Source organism: Kitasatospora sp. A2-31 (assembly GCF_022288725.1).
In the GTDB taxonomy this organism is placed as follows: domain Bacteria; phylum Actinomycetota; class Actinomycetes; order Streptomycetales; family Streptomycetaceae; genus Kitasatospora.
This window is the reverse complement of record NZ_JAKNTA010000010.1, coordinates 258,211-275,005: the sequence shown is the minus strand read 5'-3', so window position 1 is coordinate 275,005 and position 16,795 is coordinate 258,211. Positions and strand designations below refer to the sequence as shown.

The 16,795-nt window shown below is 75.1% G+C and carries 13 protein-coding genes; 11 read left to right on the top strand and 2 right to left on the bottom strand.

All coding sequences use genetic code 11. From position 1 onward, the window contains the following. Window positions 1–32: 32 nt before the first annotated feature. Window positions 33–551: a MarR family winged helix-turn-helix transcriptional regulator gene (locus MCM47_RS27020; RefSeq protein ID WP_238864309.1), complete on the top strand. Its 519-nt coding sequence runs from the start codon at window positions 33–35 to the stop codon at window positions 549–551. Window positions 552–614: 63 nt separating this feature from the next. Here MCM47_RS27020 and MCM47_RS27015 read toward each other — a convergent pair whose 3' ends face one another. Next, window positions 615–1,556 carry a methyltransferase domain-containing protein gene (locus tag MCM47_RS27015; protein WP_238864308.1) on the bottom strand — a complete coding sequence of 314 codons (942 nt, stop codon included), beginning with the start codon at window positions 1,554–1,556 and terminating at the stop codon, window positions 615–617. 164 nt (window positions 1,557–1,720) lie between these two features. On the opposite strand from MCM47_RS27015, the gene MCM47_RS27010 reads away from it, so the two are divergent. The 5 genes from MCM47_RS27010 to MCM47_RS26990 all read left to right on the top strand — a co-directional run bounded on the left by MCM47_RS27010 (window position 1,721) and on the right by MCM47_RS26990 (window position 6,658). Beyond that, the gene (locus tag MCM47_RS27010) at window positions 1,721–3,178 is read left to right on the top strand and encodes a PLP-dependent aminotransferase family protein (protein ID WP_238864394.1); all 1,458 of its coding nucleotides are present in this window, start codon (window positions 1,721–1,723) and stop codon (window positions 3,176–3,178) included. 351 nt (window positions 3,179–3,529) lie between these two features. Beyond that, window positions 3,530–4,684 carry a glycoside hydrolase family 3 N-terminal domain-containing protein gene (locus MCM47_RS27005; RefSeq protein WP_238864307.1) on the top strand — a complete coding sequence of 385 codons (1,155 nt, stop codon included), beginning with the start codon at window positions 3,530–3,532 and terminating at the stop codon, window positions 4,682–4,684. A gap of 426 nt (window positions 4,685–5,110) precedes the next feature. Further along, window positions 5,111–5,563, top strand: coding sequence for a hypothetical protein (locus tag MCM47_RS27000; protein WP_238864306.1), 453 nt, complete (start codon window positions 5,111–5,113; stop codon window positions 5,561–5,563). Window positions 5,564–5,936: 373 nt separating this feature from the next. Further along, entirely contained in the window at window positions 5,937–6,326 is a 390-nt protein-coding gene (locus tag MCM47_RS26995; protein WP_238864305.1) for a helix-turn-helix transcriptional regulator, read from the top strand. A 185-nt stretch (window positions 6,327–6,511) separates the two neighbouring features. After that, window positions 6,512–6,658, top strand: coding sequence for a DUF6126 family protein (locus MCM47_RS26990; protein WP_238864304.1), 147 nt, complete (start codon window positions 6,512–6,514; stop codon window positions 6,656–6,658). Between the two features lie 64 nt (window positions 6,659–6,722). Here MCM47_RS26990 and MCM47_RS26985 read toward each other — a convergent pair whose 3' ends face one another. Next, window positions 6,723–9,344, bottom strand: a complete 2,622-nt coding sequence (locus MCM47_RS26985) for a cytochrome P450 (RefSeq protein WP_238864303.1) — start codon at window positions 9,342–9,344, stop codon at window positions 6,723–6,725. Between the two features lie 438 nt (window positions 9,345–9,782). Between MCM47_RS26985 and MCM47_RS26980 the strand changes: the two genes are divergently transcribed. From MCM47_RS26980 to MCM47_RS26960, 5 genes are all read left to right on the top strand, one after another. After that, window positions 9,783–10,607 carry a sigma 54 modulation/S30EA ribosomal C-terminal domain-containing protein gene (locus tag MCM47_RS26980; protein ID WP_238864302.1) on the top strand — a complete coding sequence of 275 codons (825 nt, stop codon included), beginning with the start codon at window positions 9,783–9,785 and terminating at the stop codon, window positions 10,605–10,607. A gap of 229 nt (window positions 10,608–10,836) precedes the next feature. Next, entirely contained in the window at window positions 10,837–11,259 is a 423-nt protein-coding gene (locus MCM47_RS26975; protein ID WP_238864301.1) for a hypothetical protein, read from the top strand. Window positions 11,260–11,997: 738 nt separating this feature from the next. Next, a complete protein-coding gene (locus MCM47_RS26970; protein ID WP_238864300.1) occupies window positions 11,998–14,283 on the top strand; it encodes an RICIN domain-containing protein in 2,286 nt (761 codons plus the stop codon). A gap of 294 nt (window positions 14,284–14,577) precedes the next feature. Then, window positions 14,578–15,594: a UDP-glucose 4-epimerase GalE gene (gene galE, locus MCM47_RS26965; protein WP_238864299.1), complete on the top strand. Its 1,017-nt coding sequence runs from the start codon at window positions 14,578–14,580 to the stop codon at window positions 15,592–15,594. Between the two features lie 192 nt (window positions 15,595–15,786). Beyond that, window positions 15,787–16,785, top strand: coding sequence for an endonuclease/exonuclease/phosphatase family protein (locus tag MCM47_RS26960; RefSeq protein WP_238864298.1), 999 nt, complete (start codon window positions 15,787–15,789; stop codon window positions 16,783–16,785). The last annotated feature ends 10 nt before the right edge of the window (window positions 16,786–16,795 follow it).

The window sequence follows — 16,795 nt, the reverse complement described above, 5'->3', positions numbered from 1 at the left end:
TCACCGCTAAGCAATCGTTTAGGCTGGGCGGCGTGGCAGATCACGTGGACCGAGTGGTGCGGCAATGGGGTGCGGAGCGCCCCGACCTCGACGTCTCGCCGATGGAGGTGATCGGACGGCTCAAGCGGCTCGCCCGTCTCGTCGACGCCGAGCTGAAGAAGACCTTCGCCGAGCACGACCTCGACGCAGCCTCCTTCGACGTGCTCGCCACCCTGCGCCGCAGCGGCCCGCCCTACCGCCTCACCCCCACCGGCCTGCTGGAGTCCTCGATGGTCACCTCGGGGGCGATCAGCCAGCGCCTCGACCGGCTGGAGGCGCGCGGCCTGGTCACCCGCACCCCCAGCGGGTCCGACGGCCGCAGCCGCGAGGTGGCCCTCACCCCCGAGGGTCACGCGCTGATCGACCGGGCCCTCCCCGACCACCTCGCCACCGAACACCGTGTCCTCGCCGGCCTCGACGAGCCGCAGACCGAGGCGCTGGTGGACGCCCTGCGCACCCTGCTCACCCACCTCGGCGACACCAGCCGGCGCGGTGGCCCGGCCGCGGAGTGACCGCCGCGGAGTGACCACCGGCCGCACAGGAGGCCCGCTGCGGCCGGCGTGCGCCGCGGCGGGTCACGGCCTGACGGCCAGCGCCTTGAAGAAGGTGTAGTGGAAGGTGCCGCCCTGCTCCGCGGTCCGGTGCAGGTCGGCGATGCCCCGGTCGAACTCCTCCGCCGTGGTGAGGCCTGCCGCCAGCGCCTCGGCCCGGGCGGACTCGACCATCGCGATGAACGTGCGCCGGGTGAAGCCCTCCACCAGATCCGGGCGGCTCCCGTCCGCGTACACGGTGCGCGGGCGGACGGTGATGTCCCGGAAGCCCGCTCCGGTCAGCAGCGGATGGAGCCGGCGGCCGATCAGGCCGTCGCCGCCCGCGAGGCTCTGCAGCCGGACCAGGTGGTCCACCGTGGCCCGGGCCGCAGCGCTCTCCGGATGGAAGAACGTCGAGCCGTGGTCGCCCTCGACCACCGTGATGGTGCCGCCCGGCTTCAGCACCCGGCGCAGCGCCGCCAGGGCCGCCGGCGGGTCGGCCAGGTGCTCCAGCACGAAGCAGACGAAGAGGTGGTCGAAGTCGCCGTCGACGAACGGCAGTCGGTGCAGGTCGCCGTGGTGCCAGTCCACTCGCGCCCCCGGTGCGAGCGCCGCCACGTGGGTTCGTGCCTGGGCGAGCGAGTCGGCCGAGACGTCGACCGCGGTGAGGTGGATGCCCGGGCTGCCGGCGAGCAGGTGGACGGTCTGCGCCCCGACGCCGCAGCCCACTTCCAGCACCCGACTGCCCGGTGGGTAGGCCGTGCCGGCGTGGAGGAGCTCGACGAGGGTGTTCGCCTGGTCCCCGAGGCGCCGGGCCTCCGTCTCCGAATAGCCGTGCACGTAGCCGGTCGCGCTGCCGGTCGGGTACGCGAGCGCACCGGTCGTGGTGCCGGTCGGCGAGGTCGTAGGCCGCGTGGTTCCCGCCCGGTCCGCGGCCGTCGCAGGGTCCGTCGTCGCCGTAGCCGTCTTCGCAGTCGTCGTGGTCATCGTCATGTCCCCACCCTGGCCCGCACAATGGACCGGTGAACAGGTCCAATCAGACGCCCACCGGCAGGTCCAAAGGCCGCGCCGAACGCGACGCCGAACCCGCGCCCGCCGCCGACGCCGAACCCGACGCCGAACCCGCGAACGCCGCCGCCACCGTCGAAGCCGTGACGTCCGGACCCGCCGGGGCCGACTTCCTCCAGCTCGACCCGGCCGCCGCCCCGCCCGGCGGACTCGCCGACTGGCTGGCCGCCCGGCTCCGCGCCGCCATCGCCGACGGCCGTCTCCCCACCGGCAGCCGGCTGCCCGCCACCCGGGTGCTCGCCGGGGAGCTGCGGGTCTCCCGAGGGGTCGTCACCGACGCCTACCGACGGCTCACCGAGGAGGGGCAGATCGCCGGCCGGGGGAGGGCCGGCACCGTCGTGCTGGCCGCCCCCGCACCGCCGCCCCCGCCACCCGCACCGCCCCTACCGGCGCCGCCCGCGCCGTTCGACACCGCGCCCGCCCCCGAGAGCTTCGACGTGCTGCGTGCCGCCCCCGCGCGGATCAACCTCGCCCCGGGCGTCCCCGACCTCGCCGCCTTCCCCCGCACGGCCTGGCTGAGAGCCGAGCGCGCCGTCCTCGACGACCTCCCCGCCCAGGAGTTGGGCTACGGCGACCCGCGTGGCACACCGGCACTGCGCCGGGCCGTCGCCCACTGGCTGGCCCGCAACCGGGGCATCCGCGCCGACCCGGACGAGGTGCTGATCGTCGCCGGGGCCGCTCAGGCCCTCACCCTGCTCGGCCAGGTCCTCTCCGGGGACGGCGTCACCGAGGTGGCCGTCGAGGACCCCGGTTCGCTCGGTACCCGCCAGCACCTCGGTCACTGGCTCACCGCCACCCCGCCGGTCCCGGTCGACGCCGAGGGCATCAGGGTCGACGCCCTGCGCGCCACCGGCGCCCCGGCCGTCCTGCTCACCCCCGCCCACCAGTTCCCGACCGGGGTGGTGCTCGGCGGCGGGCGGCGTCGCGAACTGCTCCGCTGGGCCGGCGAGGGCGGTCTCGTCCTGGAGGACGACTACGACGCGGAACACCGCTACGACCGCCCGCCCGTGCCCGCGCTGCGCGCGGTCCACCCCGAACGGGTCTGCTACACCGGCAGCGTCTCCAAACTGCTCGCCCCCGCCCTGCGCACCGGTTGGCTGCTCACCCCGACCCGCTACCGCGAGGCCGTGCTGTCCGCCAAGCGCTTCGCCGATCTCGGCAACGCCGCGCTGCCCCAACTCGTCCTCGCCCGGCTGATGGAGACCGGTGAACTGGAGCGTCACCTGCGCCTGTTGCGCCCGCGCCACCGGCGCCGCCGGGACGCGATGATCGCGGCGATCGACGCCCACCTGCCGGGAGCCGTCGTGCACGGTGCGGCGGCGGGGCTGCACCTGACGGTGACCTTCCCGGCCGGCCTCGACTGCTCCGACACGGACCTCGCGACAGCCGCGCTCGCCCACGGCGTCAAGGTTCAGCCGCTCTCCTGGCACGCCCGTCTGCCGCACCCGCCCGGTCTCGTCCTCGGCTACGCGGCCGGCTCGGTCGGTGAGATCACCGAGGGAATCGCGATCCTGGGCCGGCTCCTCCGCCGGACCGGGTGAAGCGCGTCCGACGATCCGCGTCGGGTTCGGCGTGCCCCCGGCGCTGCGTGGCCCCGGCGCTGCGTGGCCCCGGCGTCGCGTGCACTGGCGGGAATTCGTGCTGGTGGCCCTTCGTCAGGCGGTCGTCTGGGCCAGGTGGGTGCCGAGACGGTCGCGGGGGGTGGGGCCTGCAAGGGGCCCGGCGCGGCAAGGGGCGGGGGCGGTTGTGGCACCGGTACCCTGACCGACCGGACCGACCGCGCCCGCGGCCCGTCACCCCTGCTCACCGTTCCCCTCCCCGGAACGCTGCACCCGCACCGATCACCCGGTTCAGCCTCACCGTTCCGCCCCGCACCACTCCCGGGAGTCACCATGTCGTCGCCTCGGCGGGCCGCGCACGTCGCGGCACTCGTCCTGCTGCTGACCGCCCTGAGCCCGGCGCCGGCCCCGGCCGGCACCGCACGCGGGTCGCACCGGCCCGTACCGCCCGTCAGGGAGGAGACGTCCGCCATGCCCTCCGAGGACTCCGCTCGGCTCGCCGGTCGCCGGATCGTCTACTCCTACCCCGGCCCCACCCCGCCGCCCGCCCTGCTCCGCGCCATCCGCGAAGGCCGTGCGGCCGGCGTCATCCTGTTCGGCGAGAACATCACCTCGCCCACCCAGCTCCACGCCGCGGTGGAGCAGCTGCGCCGGGCCGCCGCCGAGGCGGCGGAGCCGCGGCCGCTGCTGCTGATGACCGACCAGGAGGGCGGCCGGGTCCGCCGACTGCCCGGCGCACCGGAGCTGTCCGCGCGCCGTACCGGTCTGGCGGCCGACCCGGTCGGCGAGGCCGGCCGTTCGGGAGTCGGCGCCGCCCGCAACCTGGCGGGCGCCGGCCTCAACGTGAACCTCGCCCCGGTCCTCGACGTCTACGACGCGCCGGACAACTTCATCGACCACCGCGAGCGCTCCTACGGCCAGGACCCCTCCGTGGTCGGGAGGTTGGGCACAGCCTTCCTCGCCGCCCACCAGGGCATCGGCGTCGCCGCGACCGCCAAGCACTTCCCCGGACTCGGCGCCGCCCCGCGCGACCAGAACACCGACGAAGGCCCGGTCACGCTGCCCGTGTCCCTCGACGAGCTGCGCGCCCGCGGGGAGGAGCCCTACCGGGCGGCGGTCGCCGCCGGTGTCCGACTCGTCATGGCCTCCTGGGCCGTCTACCCCGCCCTCGACCCGGCGCGCCCGGCCGGCCTCTCGCCCGCCGCCATCCAGGGCGAGCTCCGCGGCCGCCTGGGCTTCACCGGCGTCACCGTCACCGACGCACTGGAGGCGGGCGCCCTCACCTCCTACGGGGACACCTCAGCTCGCGCCGTCGCCGCCGCGGAGGCCGGGATGGACCTCCTGCTCTGCTCCGGCCGCGACGTCACCCAGGGCGAGGAGGCGGCCGCGGCCCTCGCCACCGCCCTTGACAGCGGTCGCCTCGACCGCACCGCCTTCCTGGCCGCGCTGCACCGCGTGGACGACCTCCGATCCTCCCTGGCGCAGTGACCGACTCGCCCTGCCGAATCGGGGCCGGGCGGTCGGGTGGTCCGGCACCGGCTGTGGACGTCGCGGGGCGGGCCCGGTCGCAGCCGCGGGGAGCTTGCAGTCGCGGGGAGCTCTCGGCCGCAGTCGGGTCGAAGCCCGCGCGGACCCGCGTTGCGCCAGGTGAAGCGGGTTGGCCGGCTCAAGGGAGATGACGGCTCGGTGAAGACTGGTGGGGCTCTTGGGGGCCGTGGGGCGTCAGGCCCGCGACGGGGGCGGAGCGGCTGGCAGCATTCGCGCCATCCAAGGTCGTTTTCCGGTCTGTCGGGCCGTTTCTCGATCTGATCGTCATTCAGACATTCGATTCGCATGCCAGGGTTGAGGCCTGCCGCTAGTGCAATGTCACATGTGGCAGGTTTGAGTTTCCTAGCAAGATGAACGGAGAGTCAGATGAACCGAATCGCTCTGATCGCGGCCGGCGTCGCCGGTGCGGCGACGCTGCTGGCCGCCCCCCAGGCCGGTGCTGCGACGGCCACCGCCACCGCCACCACCGTCACCTGTGGTTCCTCCGGCCTGCAGGCCGGCCTGTCCACCAAGGTCTGTGCCGAGATCACCGGTGACCAGGTCCAGCTGTACGGTCAGATCAGCCTCGCCGGCCCGCCGAGCCCGGGCAGCCCGGCCCCGCAGCCCCAGGAGCTGATCACCGGCCTGTCCGGCCAGGTGGTCGGCGGTGCCTCGCTCGGCTCGGTGAACGGCTACACGCAGTTCACGGCCAGCACCGTGCAGGTGCGGGGCGTCGGCGGCACCGTGGCCTGCGGCTCGACCGTTCACGCCAGCTTCAGCGTCGCGAAGTTCCCGTGGAACCCGGCTCCGGTGACCCTGGACGTCGTCGTCCCCTGCTGATGACGGTCACTTGCCGATGACGTTCACCCGCTGAGGAGGCGCCCGCAGCACGAAACGGGCGCCTTCGCAGTGCGGCGCGGCCCGGGCCCTGGGGGGCCCGGGCCGCGCTCCTTTCCGCCTGTGGGGCAGGTCCGCCGGACAGGTCCGACGCGGGGATTTGCGGGACCGCGGGACGGTGGGTGCGGGCGCTCCGCAGGATGACGACTTGAAGAAGTCTTCATCCGCAGGCGATGATGCTCCCCGGCCTCCGGCCCGACCCGTCGGCCGGACCGTCCGGGGCCGGCGGAGGAGCGCGCCACCCGGGCGCCGCGGCCGTCGCGGCGCACCCCGGTCCCGGGTCGCCCGTCCATCGAGCACCAGGGAGGAAGCGGACGTGCCGGTCCCGCTGTACCAGGCCAAGGCGGAGTTCTTCCGCACTCTCGGGCACCCGGTCCGGATCCGGGTGCTGGAGCTTCTGCAGGACGGGCCCCGGCCGGTGCGCGAGCTGCTGGCCGCGATCGAGGTCGAGCCGTCCAACCTCTCCCAGCAGCTCGCGGTGCTGCGCCGGACCCAGCTGGTCACGGCCACCCGGGAGGGCAACACCGTGGTGTACGCGCTGAGCACGCCGGACGTGGCCGAGCTGCTGCGCGCCGCGCGGCGCATCCTCACCGAGCTGATCACCGACCAGGGCGAACTGCTCACGGAGCTCCGGGTGCCCGGCAGGTCCGTCGCACCGGCCGCGCGGGCGGCGGGCGGCGGCGCCGGCCCCGGGGGGCCACGGTGACCCGACCGCAGCACCGCGCCGCCCCACCGTCGGACGAGGCCTCACCGTTCGGGGCCTCACCGTTCGGGGCCTCACCGTATGAGGCCCCGGCGCCCGAGGTTCGGCCACCAGCCGTCCGCCGCCCGCCCGACCGCCGCCCGCCCGTCCGCCGCCCCACCGTCCGCCGCCCGAAGGAGACCCAGGCGATGTCCGACAGCACCGGCTCCGACAGCACCAGCGAGGAGAAGCGCAGGCGAAAGGCCATGCTCATCCGCGCGGGGATCTACATCTTCGCCACGCACCTCTTCGCCGGCTTCGTGCTCTTGCTGTTCGCGCTCGGCGACCGGCACTGAGCAGCGGCCCGGCAAGGCCGTCGAGCACGGTGTCCGTCACCGAGCGCCCGTCGCCGGGCTACCGTCACCGAGCGCCCGGCCGGTAGCGGTGGCTGGTGCCGGCCCAGACGCGGACGCCGTCGACCAGCTCCCGGGTGCCGTCGAGGTACCACTGGCCGGCCGGGTGCCGCAGCCCCAGGCGGTGACGCAGCTCCGTGCTCTCCTCCTGCAGCCGGGCGATCCGGGCGCGGACGGCCCGGATCGCCGCGCGGCGGGTGCAGCCGCGGACGCGTTGCAGCGTGAGCACGGTGTTGAAGGCGGCGACGGGCTGGCGTTCCTCCCGTTCCAGTGAGCATAGGTCGTTGATGAGCGTCGCCGCGTCGGCGGTGTGGGCGCGCAGCGTGTGGAGGCCGGGATCGGCGTGCAGCCGGGCCGGTGCCTCGGCGCCCTGGACGCGCTCCAGTATGTTCATGAACGGGTAGAGGCAGCTGGCGTGGCGGCGCAGCCGCACCGTCTCGGGCAGGTCGGGGACGGTGCGGGCGGCGCGGTGCCGGGACTCGGTGAGGAAGGTCTCCAGGCAGGCCCGCCACTCGGCGGCACTCCGCTCGCGCCACGCCGGGGACATCGTCGCGCACTGGCGCTGCCACAGCTCCTGCCAGGAGCGCAGCAGCGGGGGGTCGTTCGGGACGGCCGCCCGGGCGGGGCCGCCGGCCGGTACGGCGAGCAGGGGCTCGATCAGGCGCCGGGCCTCGGACGGACTTCGGCCGGGCGGTCCGTCGAACCGGTCGTCGAGGAGGGTGAACCAGCCGAGGACGTCGATCAGGAGGTCCAGTCCGGCGCCGTGTGCGCGGGGGTAGGCGTGGCCGATCAGCTCGGGGAGCGTGTTGGCGTGGTAGCGGGGCAGGTCGGCGGGGGTGAGCAGGCCGTGGCCGAGCATCCAGTCGTCGTGACGGGTGGCGGCTGCGCGCAGCTCCCCGGGGGAGCGGTGGGCGGCCGGGCCGGGCGGGGGCCCGGAGGCGGCTCTCGTGGGGCCGGCGGGTCGGGGGACGGTGGCGGTTCGCGCGGCCCGGGCGGCGAGCGCCCCGGGAGCGACTCGGGGGCCCGTGCGGTGCGTGCCCGGGGTGTCGCGCGGGTCGTGCCTGCCCGGGGTGTCGTGTCTGCCCGGGACGGCCTCGCTGCGCGGGGCCTGAGTGCCCTGCGGGGTCCGGCCGGCGCGCGGGGCGAGTCGGACGCGCAGGCCCTGGGCCTGGACGGTGGTCCACACGACCTCGTGGGCCCGGGCGCCCGCCACCGCCGTCGGCCGCCAGCGGCGCAGGATCGCGGCGGCGGCCACGATCAGCTCGGCCCAGGCGAAGGCCTCACCGATGCACTTGTGCTTGCCCGCGCCGAAGGGCAGGAACGCCTGGCGCCCGCTGCCGGCCGGTCCGCCGTCGGCCGCCGGTCCGCTGCCGGCCGCGGCGTCGTCCGACCGCCAGCGGTCCGGGCGGAACCGGAGCGGCTCGGGGTGGAGCCGCGGATCGCGGTGCACGGCCGTCAGGCTGTAGAGCAGCTCGGTGCCGGCCGGGATCCGGTACGGGCCGAGCTCCACCGGCACGCGCGCGGTCCGCATCAGGAAGGCGTTCGGGGCGTGCAGCCGGACGACCTCCTGGGCGACGCTGCGGGTGTACGTCAGCCGGGCGAGCGCCTCCGGCGTCGGCACGGTGCCCGCGGGGAGGTGCTCGTCCAGCTCGGCCAGGACCCGCTCCTCCACCAGGGGGTGGCGCAGCAGTTCGTCGATCAGCCAGGTGAGCGTGGTGGAGACGGTCTCGGTGCCCGCGCCGAACATCGTGATCGCCTCGGAGCGTACGTCGGCCTCCGTGAGCGGGCGTCCGGTCGCCGGGTCCGTGGCGGCGCGCAGCAGTCCCGGCAGGGTCCGGTCCGGCCCGCCGGCGAACGGACAGCCGCCGGTGGCGCCGGTGTCGCCCGCGCCACCCGCTGCGCCGGAGTCCTCCGGCCGGGCAGGGGCGTCGACCGCCTGGTCGACGACCCGGTTGAGGACGCGGACGGCGGCGGCGAAGCGCCGGTTGACCGGTAGCGGCAGGCGTGCGAGCGCCGGGTGCGGGTAGAGCGACTGGACGATCTGGCCCTTGACCATGTCGGGCAGCGCCCGGTGGAAGGCGAGCGCGGACTCCTCGTCCAGCCGCGCGTCGAACAGCGTCCGGGTGACGATGTCGAGGGCGAGGTGGTTCATCTCCTTGGCGACGTCCACCACCTGGCCGGACCGCCAGCTCGCGGCGCGCTCCTCGGCCACCCGGTGCATCACCGCGAGGTAGTCGCCCATCCGGTCCTGACCGAAGGCGGGCTGGACGATCCGGCGGCGGTCGCGGTGCGCCCGGCCCTCGGACATCAGCAGGCCGTCGCCGAAGGCCGTCCGGAGGGTGTCCTGCACGGCCCCGCGGGGACAGTCGTGCGCCAACGCGACCAGCAGGGTGTGGACGAGGCGCGCGTCGGTGACCACGCAGACGGTGCGCGGTCCGAGCCGGATCCGGACCACGCCGCCGTGGCGCGCGAGTGAGCCGAGGAAGCCGAGCGGGTCGCGCAGCAGTGCCGGGGCGTGGCCGAGGCCGGGGACGGCGCCGGGTGCGAGCGGGGGAGGGCCCGAGGGGACCGGGCGGGGTGTGCTTCCGGACCGGGCGGCCGGTCTGCGGGGCTCGGTCGTCAGGGTCATGACACTGCCTCTCACCACATCGAGCCGCCGCGGCGGGACGCCGGAGCCCCGCCGCGACAGGCGGAATCCGGGGGCCGGACAGCGCTGACGCAGACCCCCGCGCACGCCACCATCAGAGGGGGCGCACGCCATAGGAAACGCGCCGGCCGGGCGGGCGTTGCGCCGTACTCGAGGGGATCACCCCTTCGGCGGACACCGGCCGGCACGCCGGCGAGCGGGGTCCGTGGCCCTGGTGGCAGGCGTTCCGCGTGACGGCAGGTGCCGCGGTGCCGGCGTGCCTCGGCGCGGCCCGGTCGGACGATCCGGGACCCGGCCCGGGACCCGGTCCGGGGGCCGGTCCGGGGGAGGGGCGTGCCGGGCCGGGGCATGAGGGTCTTTCGACCCTCGGCCGGAGACCTCCTCCAGGTCCAGCATGGTGCCTGACCAAGGAGGATCCTGATGACCCGTCTGCGCCACCGGCCCGCTCCCGACGTGCGGGTGGAGATCCGTGGCGAGCTGCCCCGGGAGGACGCCGAGTACGCCCGGACCCAGGCGGTGGAGCTGATCTCGGCGCTCGGCCCGGACGCGCACACCGCCCGGGTCCGGGTCACCCGCCTGCGGCACCGGGCACTGACCCGGCCGGTCGTGGTGCAGGGGTCGGTGGAACTGGACGGGGTCGGGCGGGTCCGGGTCCAGCTGGCGGCCGCGAGCGCCCGCGAGGCGGTGGACGTCGCGCTCGGCACGCTGGCCGGCCGGGCCGCGCGGCTGCGCGAGCAGGGGCACATCGGCCTCGCGGTGGCCTACCAGAGCGCCTACTGCCCGCAGTACGCCCCGCGCCCGCTCGCCGAGCGGCAGATCGTCCGGTACAAGACGGTGGTGCCCGCGCTGCGCACCCCCGACCAGGCCGTCCGTGAACTGCTCGCCCTGGACCACACGTTCCACCTCTTCGTCGACGCCCTCACCGGCCAGGACAGCGTCGTCCACCGCGCGCCGGTCGACGGTGGACTCCGGCTGGTGCGGGCGCACTCGGCGGCCCGGTTCGGGAGCGGCGGGCTCCCGCTCACCGAGAGCCCCTACCCCGCGCCGCGGCTCGATCCGGCCGAGGCGGCCCGCCGGCTCTGGCTGACCTGCTGGCCGTTCGTGTTCCACACCGATCCGGACGACGGCCGCGGCCGCGTCCTCTACCGCCGCTACGACGGGCACTACGGCCTGCTGCGGCCGGAGGGGCCGGAAGGACCGCAGGGACGGGACGTGCCGCAGGCGCCGCCCGGACCGGAGGCCTGACGGAGGCCGAGCGGCATCCCACCGCGTCGGAACACGCCGCCGCCGGTACGCGCCCGCCGTCGGTACGCACCCGCCGCCGGCACACACCCGTGAGGCGGCGCCCCCGGGCACCCACCCGAGGCGCACCCCACACGCACCGAAGCACCACCCCCCAGGCACCACCACCGAAGCACCACCACCGAAGCGCGCCCGGCGGAACACCACCGGGCGGAAGACGGGAGCAGGGACCATGGACTGCGAGGACGTCATGCTGACCGTCCGGATCACCGCGGCCGAGCGGGCCCTGCTGCGGGCGCTGGCGCGCGGCCACGGCAGCGACGTGTCCGAGGTCGCGGCGGACGGCCTGCTCGACGTGATCCCGGCTCTGACCGGCGACACCCACACGCTCCGGTTGGTGCGGGTCCTCGCCCGTCCCGCGCCGTGCGCGGTGACGTTCTGGCTGCCGGCCGCGATGGTCGACCTCCTGCCGCTGGTGGGCGACCGCGTGACCCGGCTCAGCGGGGTGCGGGTCGGGCCGGCCAGTGGCGCGCTGTCCGCCGCACTGCGGCTCTGGCTGGCCGGCGATCCGGCCCGGCTGGCCGCCTCCCTCACCGCCATGCACGCGCCGGCCGCCCGCCGGTCCGCTCCCCGTCCGCTGGGCGTCGCGGCCTGACCGATCCGATCCGGCCGTTTCGGTTCGCGCGGACGGGCCGGGCCAGGTGGGCGGTGTCCGTCGGCGCGCCGGTTCGGCCGCTCCGGGGCCGATGGGCCGGATCCGGAGTGACGGCTGCTCCGGGGTGGGGCCGAGGGGGCCCGAGCGGTGGGCCGGATGGCATGTCCTGGGCGGGAAATTGGCTGGTCAGGACTCTGGTCACGGCCTTCCGGCGGGTCTAGCATTCCGGACACGGCAGCCGGATTCCGAACCCCCGGAGAGCCCGGCCGGGTGGCCGTCGCCACCCCCTGTCGGGGAGCGCGTACCCCCCGAGCGCGCTCCCCGGCACCGCCGTGGCCCGGGACGTGTCTCCGTCTCCGGCTCGGGCGCACGCCGGACCCTGCGCGCCCTCCCCTCCCGGAGGCCCCCGCCCGTCCGTTCCGGTGCACGGTCGCCCCGCGTGTCGCCCTGCCGCGCCCCGCACCCCCTCCCGCGTGACGCCGGCCCCGCCGTCGGCGCATCCTCCTCCCGACCCGCCGTCAACTCGCCGCGACGCGCCCGGAACCGGCCCGGGATGCGCCGGTGCACGAACCGGACGTGCACTCACCGCCCCCGTCCGTACGGCTTCTCGCCAGTCTTCCCGAATTTCGAAAGATGTTTCTGTTATCCCCTCCAGCCCCTCCCGGTCTCCGGAGTGTCGGAAGGCCCAGCAGTCGCCCACGCGGCACGCGGGCCGTCGCACGAGGAGAGGAGAGCGGCATGGGACACCGGAGTTCGGAGCTCCGCCGCAGGAAGCGGCGCCGGTCAGGGCGTCGCACGGCGCTGGTGGCGGTCGCGGTGACCGCCGGTCTGGTCGCCGGCGTGCTGGGGATCCAGACTGCGCTGGAGCCGTCCGGCAAGGGCGACGTCGCGGCGGTGGCGGGTTCGGCCGACCGGGCGGAGGCGGTCGCGGCCGGGGCGGTCGCCGACGACGGCGGGCCGGGCGAGACGGGCACCGCCGAAGGCGCCACGCAGGCGCCGGCCCCGCACCGGGACCAGAAGGCCGCGCCGATCCGCGAGATACCCAAGGACCAGCCGGAGCGCGGTCTGGTCTATGCCGGTCTCACCCTGCCGGCCGGTGACCGGTGCGCCGGTTCGCTGGAGGTCTCGGGCGGCCAGCAGTGCAGCCACGGGCCGGACGCCCCGCCCAAGGACGTGGACATCCACAAGGACGTGGCGCCGGTGACGGCGACGGCCGTCCAGCCCGCGACCCTGACGCCGCCCGCCGACGCCCAGCCCCCGGCCGCCGCCGACCTGGTCAAGGGTTCGGCGCAGGTCCTCGACGTCGGCCAGAAGGCCGTGGTCGGCGAGGCGCCCACGGCCGCGGCCGCGGCCGCCGCTGAGCCCGCCGCGGGCTCGGCGCCCCAGCAGACCACCCCTGCCGCCGGCGGCTCCGCGGTGGTCTGTGACGGCGACGGCAGCACCGGCAACCGGGTACAGGTGGTGTACGTCCACGCCCCGGGCAACGACCGTTTCGGCCAGTACCTGGCCTCGTTCAAGAAGTGGGCCGCGGACGTCGACGTCATCTACAACGCCAGTGCCCAGGAGACCGGCGGAGTCCGGCACGTCCGCTTCGTCACCGAGTCCGACTGCACCGCCTCGGTGCTGAACGTGCAGGTCTCGGACTCCGAGATCGGGGACTTCAACGCGACCAACCGGGGTCTCGCCGCGCAGGGGTTCAACCGCAAGGACCGCAAGTACATGATGTTCACCGATGCCAAGGTCTACTGCGGCATCGGCACCTTCGCGGGTGACGAGCGTCCGGGCCAGGACAACCTGAGCAACTTCGGTCCCTCGTACGGGCGCACCGACGCCGGCTGCTGGGGCGGCCACACCGCCGCGCACGAACTCGGGCACAACCTGGGCGCGGTGAGCAACAGCGCGCCCAACTCGAGCAAGGGCGGCCACTGCGTCGACGAGTGGGACCTGATGTGCTACTCGGACACCCCGTACTACCCGGCGATGAAGACCGTCTGCCCGGACAACGCCAGTGACTCGCGCCTGGACTGCCGGCACGACGACTACTACAACACGTCGCCCGCGCCCGGCAGTTACCTGGCCACGCACTGGAACGTCGCCAACAACCGCTTCCTGATCGCCGGCGGCGGCACCGGTCCGAACCCCAACCCGAGCCCCACCGCGACGGCCTCGCCCACCCGCACCCAGACCCCGACGCCGTCCCCGACCGCCACCGGGTCCACCACGCCGACCCCGACCCGCTCGCCCTCGCCGACCGGCACCACCACCCCGTCGCCGACCGGCACGCCCACCCGGACCGGCTCGCCCTCGCCGACCGCCTCGCCCACCGGCGGCACCACCACCGGCCCCGAGGTGACGGCCAGCCAGGTCACCCAGATCTCCGCCATGCTGAGCTGGCCCGCCGTCCAGGGCGCCACCGGCTATGACGTGGTGCTGAACGGCCAGACCGTCGGCACCGTCCGCGGCACCGTGGTCGGCCTGGTCCGCCTCGCCCCCAACACCGCCTACACCGTCGCGATCGCCGTCCGCGACGCTGCGGGTGCCGTCTCGAAGCCCGGCCGCGAGGCCGCCTTCCGCACCCTCTCGGACGCGGGTCAGCCGCAGCCCGGCACCCGCTACACCATGGTGAACGGTCTCACCGGCCAGGCCGCGGACCTCTGGGGCAGCTCGATGAACGACGGCACGGTGGCGATCGCCTACCAGCGCACCGGCTACGCGAACCAGAAGTGGACCTTCGAGGACGCCGGTTCCGGTACCGTCCGGATGAAGTCCGTCCGCTCGGACAAGTGCATGCAGCTCGGCGGCAACCCGGTGGCCGGCCAGTACCTGGCGCAGCGGCCCTGCTCCGACACCGCCGGCCAGAAGTTCCGGGTGACGACCGCCGGTGGCGGGGTCACGCTGACCGCCGAGGGCTCCGACCTGGTGCTCGGTGTCAGCAACCGCTGGTACTACGGCGGTTGGCTGCTGGAGCTGCAGAAGCCGAACGGCCAGGCCTACCAGTCCTGGTCGCTCCAGAAGACCTCTTGATCCGATTCCGATTCCGATTCCGATCCGATCCGGTTCCGATCTGATCTGAGTCCGCTGCCGATCCCGATCCCGACCGCGGTTCGGATCGGCTCCTGAGCCCAGGACGTGCCCGGCCACCACCGGGCACGTCCTGGGCATTGGTCTTCAGGGCCCAGGCTGCGGCCGCCCACAGCTGTGCACCGGCGCGCCCGTGGCCGCCGATCCGCCGGGCACGGGAACCGACGCGTCCGAACCACCGTCCAGGCAGGTAGAGGCCGTCACCGGGACGACCGACCAGGGTAGGAGCATCCGGGTATGAAGAAGGTCCTGATCACCGGTGGTGCGGGCTACATCGGCAGTACCGTCGCGTCCGCACTGCTCGACCAGGGCATCACGCCGGTCATCCTCGACGACCTCTCCAAGGGCCGGGCCGAGTTCGTCGAGGGCCGCGTGTTCTACCGGGGCGACATCGCCGACGCCGGACTCCTCGACCGCATCTTCGCCGAGCACCCGGACATCGAGGCAACCCTGCACTGCGCGGCGCGCATCGTCGTCCCGGAGTCCGTCTCCGAGCCGCTCTTCTACTACCGCGAGAACGTCGGCAAGACGGTCGAGCTGCTGGAGTCCCTGCAGCGCAACGGCTGCACCCGGGTGGTCTTCAGCAGCTCCGCCTCGATCTACGCGCCGACGCCCGACGCCCGGGTGGACGAGACCTGCGCGGTCGCCGCCAACAGCCCCTACGCCCGCACCAAGCAGATGATGGAGCAGGTCCTCCAGGACTGGACCAAGGGCGACGGCGCCGAGCGGATCCGCGTCATCGCACTGCGGTACTTCAACCCGATCGGTGCCGACCCGCAGCTGCGCACCGGCCTGCAGAACCTCAACCCCACCCACGCGCTCGGCAAGCTCATCGAGGCCTACACCGACGGCACGCCGTTCACCGTCACCGGCGTCGACTGGGCGACCCGGGACGGCTCCGGCATCCGCGACTACATCCACGTCCAGGACGTCGCGGACGCCCACGTCGCCGCGCTCACCCGGTTCGACGAGGTGGTCGAGCCGGCCGCGGACGACCGCTACCGCGTGATCAACATCGGTACCGGCGAGGGCACCACCGTCCGCGAACTGGTCGCCGCCTTCGAGCAGGCCGTCGGCGCCCGGCTGGACGTCCGCGAGGCCGACCCGCGGCCGGGCGACGTCATCGGCTGCTACGCCGCCGTCGACACCGCGCGGGAACTGCTCGGCTGGAAGGCGCAGCGGGACATCGCCCAGGGCGTCGCGGACGCGCTGGCCTGGCGGGCCAAGTGGGCCGCCCACCTCGGCGCCGCCTGACGCCGGGGCTCGCCTTCCCGGCCATGACGGCGGGCCCGCGCACGAGGGGAGCGCGGGCCCGCCGGCCCGTCCGCGTGCCTGCGCGTCCGCGTGCCCGGGTGCTGGGGTGCCGGGGTGCCGGGGTGCCTGCCGGAACCGTGGGGCGGCACTCCGCGTCTTTCGGCGCAGGCCGATGAGTGACAGGAGTGACGGGTGGGGAAGCGGACGGTGGCCGTGGCGAAGCCGGGCCGGCGGGGGTGGACCAGGCGGGTCCTGGTCGGGGTCTGCACACTCGGCCTGGCGCTGCCGGCCACGCTGTCGGTCGTCCGCCTCGGCGGCTGGGACGACGGTACGGCGCTGGCGATGCCCATGGTGCTGCTGCCGTACGCGGCGCTGGGCACCCTCGTCCTGCTGGGCGTGCTGCTGGCGCTCCGCTCGTGGTGGGTGGCGGGCGTGGCCGGGCTGCTCGCCGTGCTCCAACTCTGCTGGCTGGTGCCGCGGTTCATCCCCGAGGACGCCTCGATCGCGGCCGACGCGCCACGCCTGCGAGTGGCCACCAGCAACGCCTACATGGGCCGGGTCGACGTCGCCGAGCTGATCCGCCTGGTGCGCGAGCAGCGGGTGGACGTCCTCGCCCTGGAGGAGTTCGGCGGCCCCGTGCGGGCCGCTCTGGAACGCGCGGGGATCGCCGAACTGCTGCCCTACCGCCGGCTGCCGGAGGGGCGCGACACCGTCCTCTACTCGCGGTTCCCGCTGACCCCGCCGGACGCCTCCGCCCCGGCGGCGGCGCGGGCGCAGGTCACCGCCGACGTCTCGGTCGGCGGGCGGACCGTCCGGCTGACCGCCGTGCACACCTACTACCCGCTGGGCGACGCCGCGGCCTGGTCGGCCGACTTCGCCGAGCTGCGGGCGGCGGCGTCCGAGGGCGGCACCCGCAACGCCGTCCTCCTGGGCGACTTCAACGCGACCCTCGACCACGCGCCGATGCGCGCCCTGCTGGCCACCGGCCTCACCGACACCCACGCCGAGCTCGGCCGCGGCGTCTCGCCGACCTGGCCCGAGGACAACGACGACTTCCCCTACCTCCCGCCGGTGATCCAGATCGACCACGTCCTGCACGGCGACGCCCTGACCGCCGTCTCGGTCGCCGAACACCGCCTCCAGGGCACCGACCACCGAGCCGTCGTCGCCGAACTCGCCGTCACCGGCTGACCCCTGACCC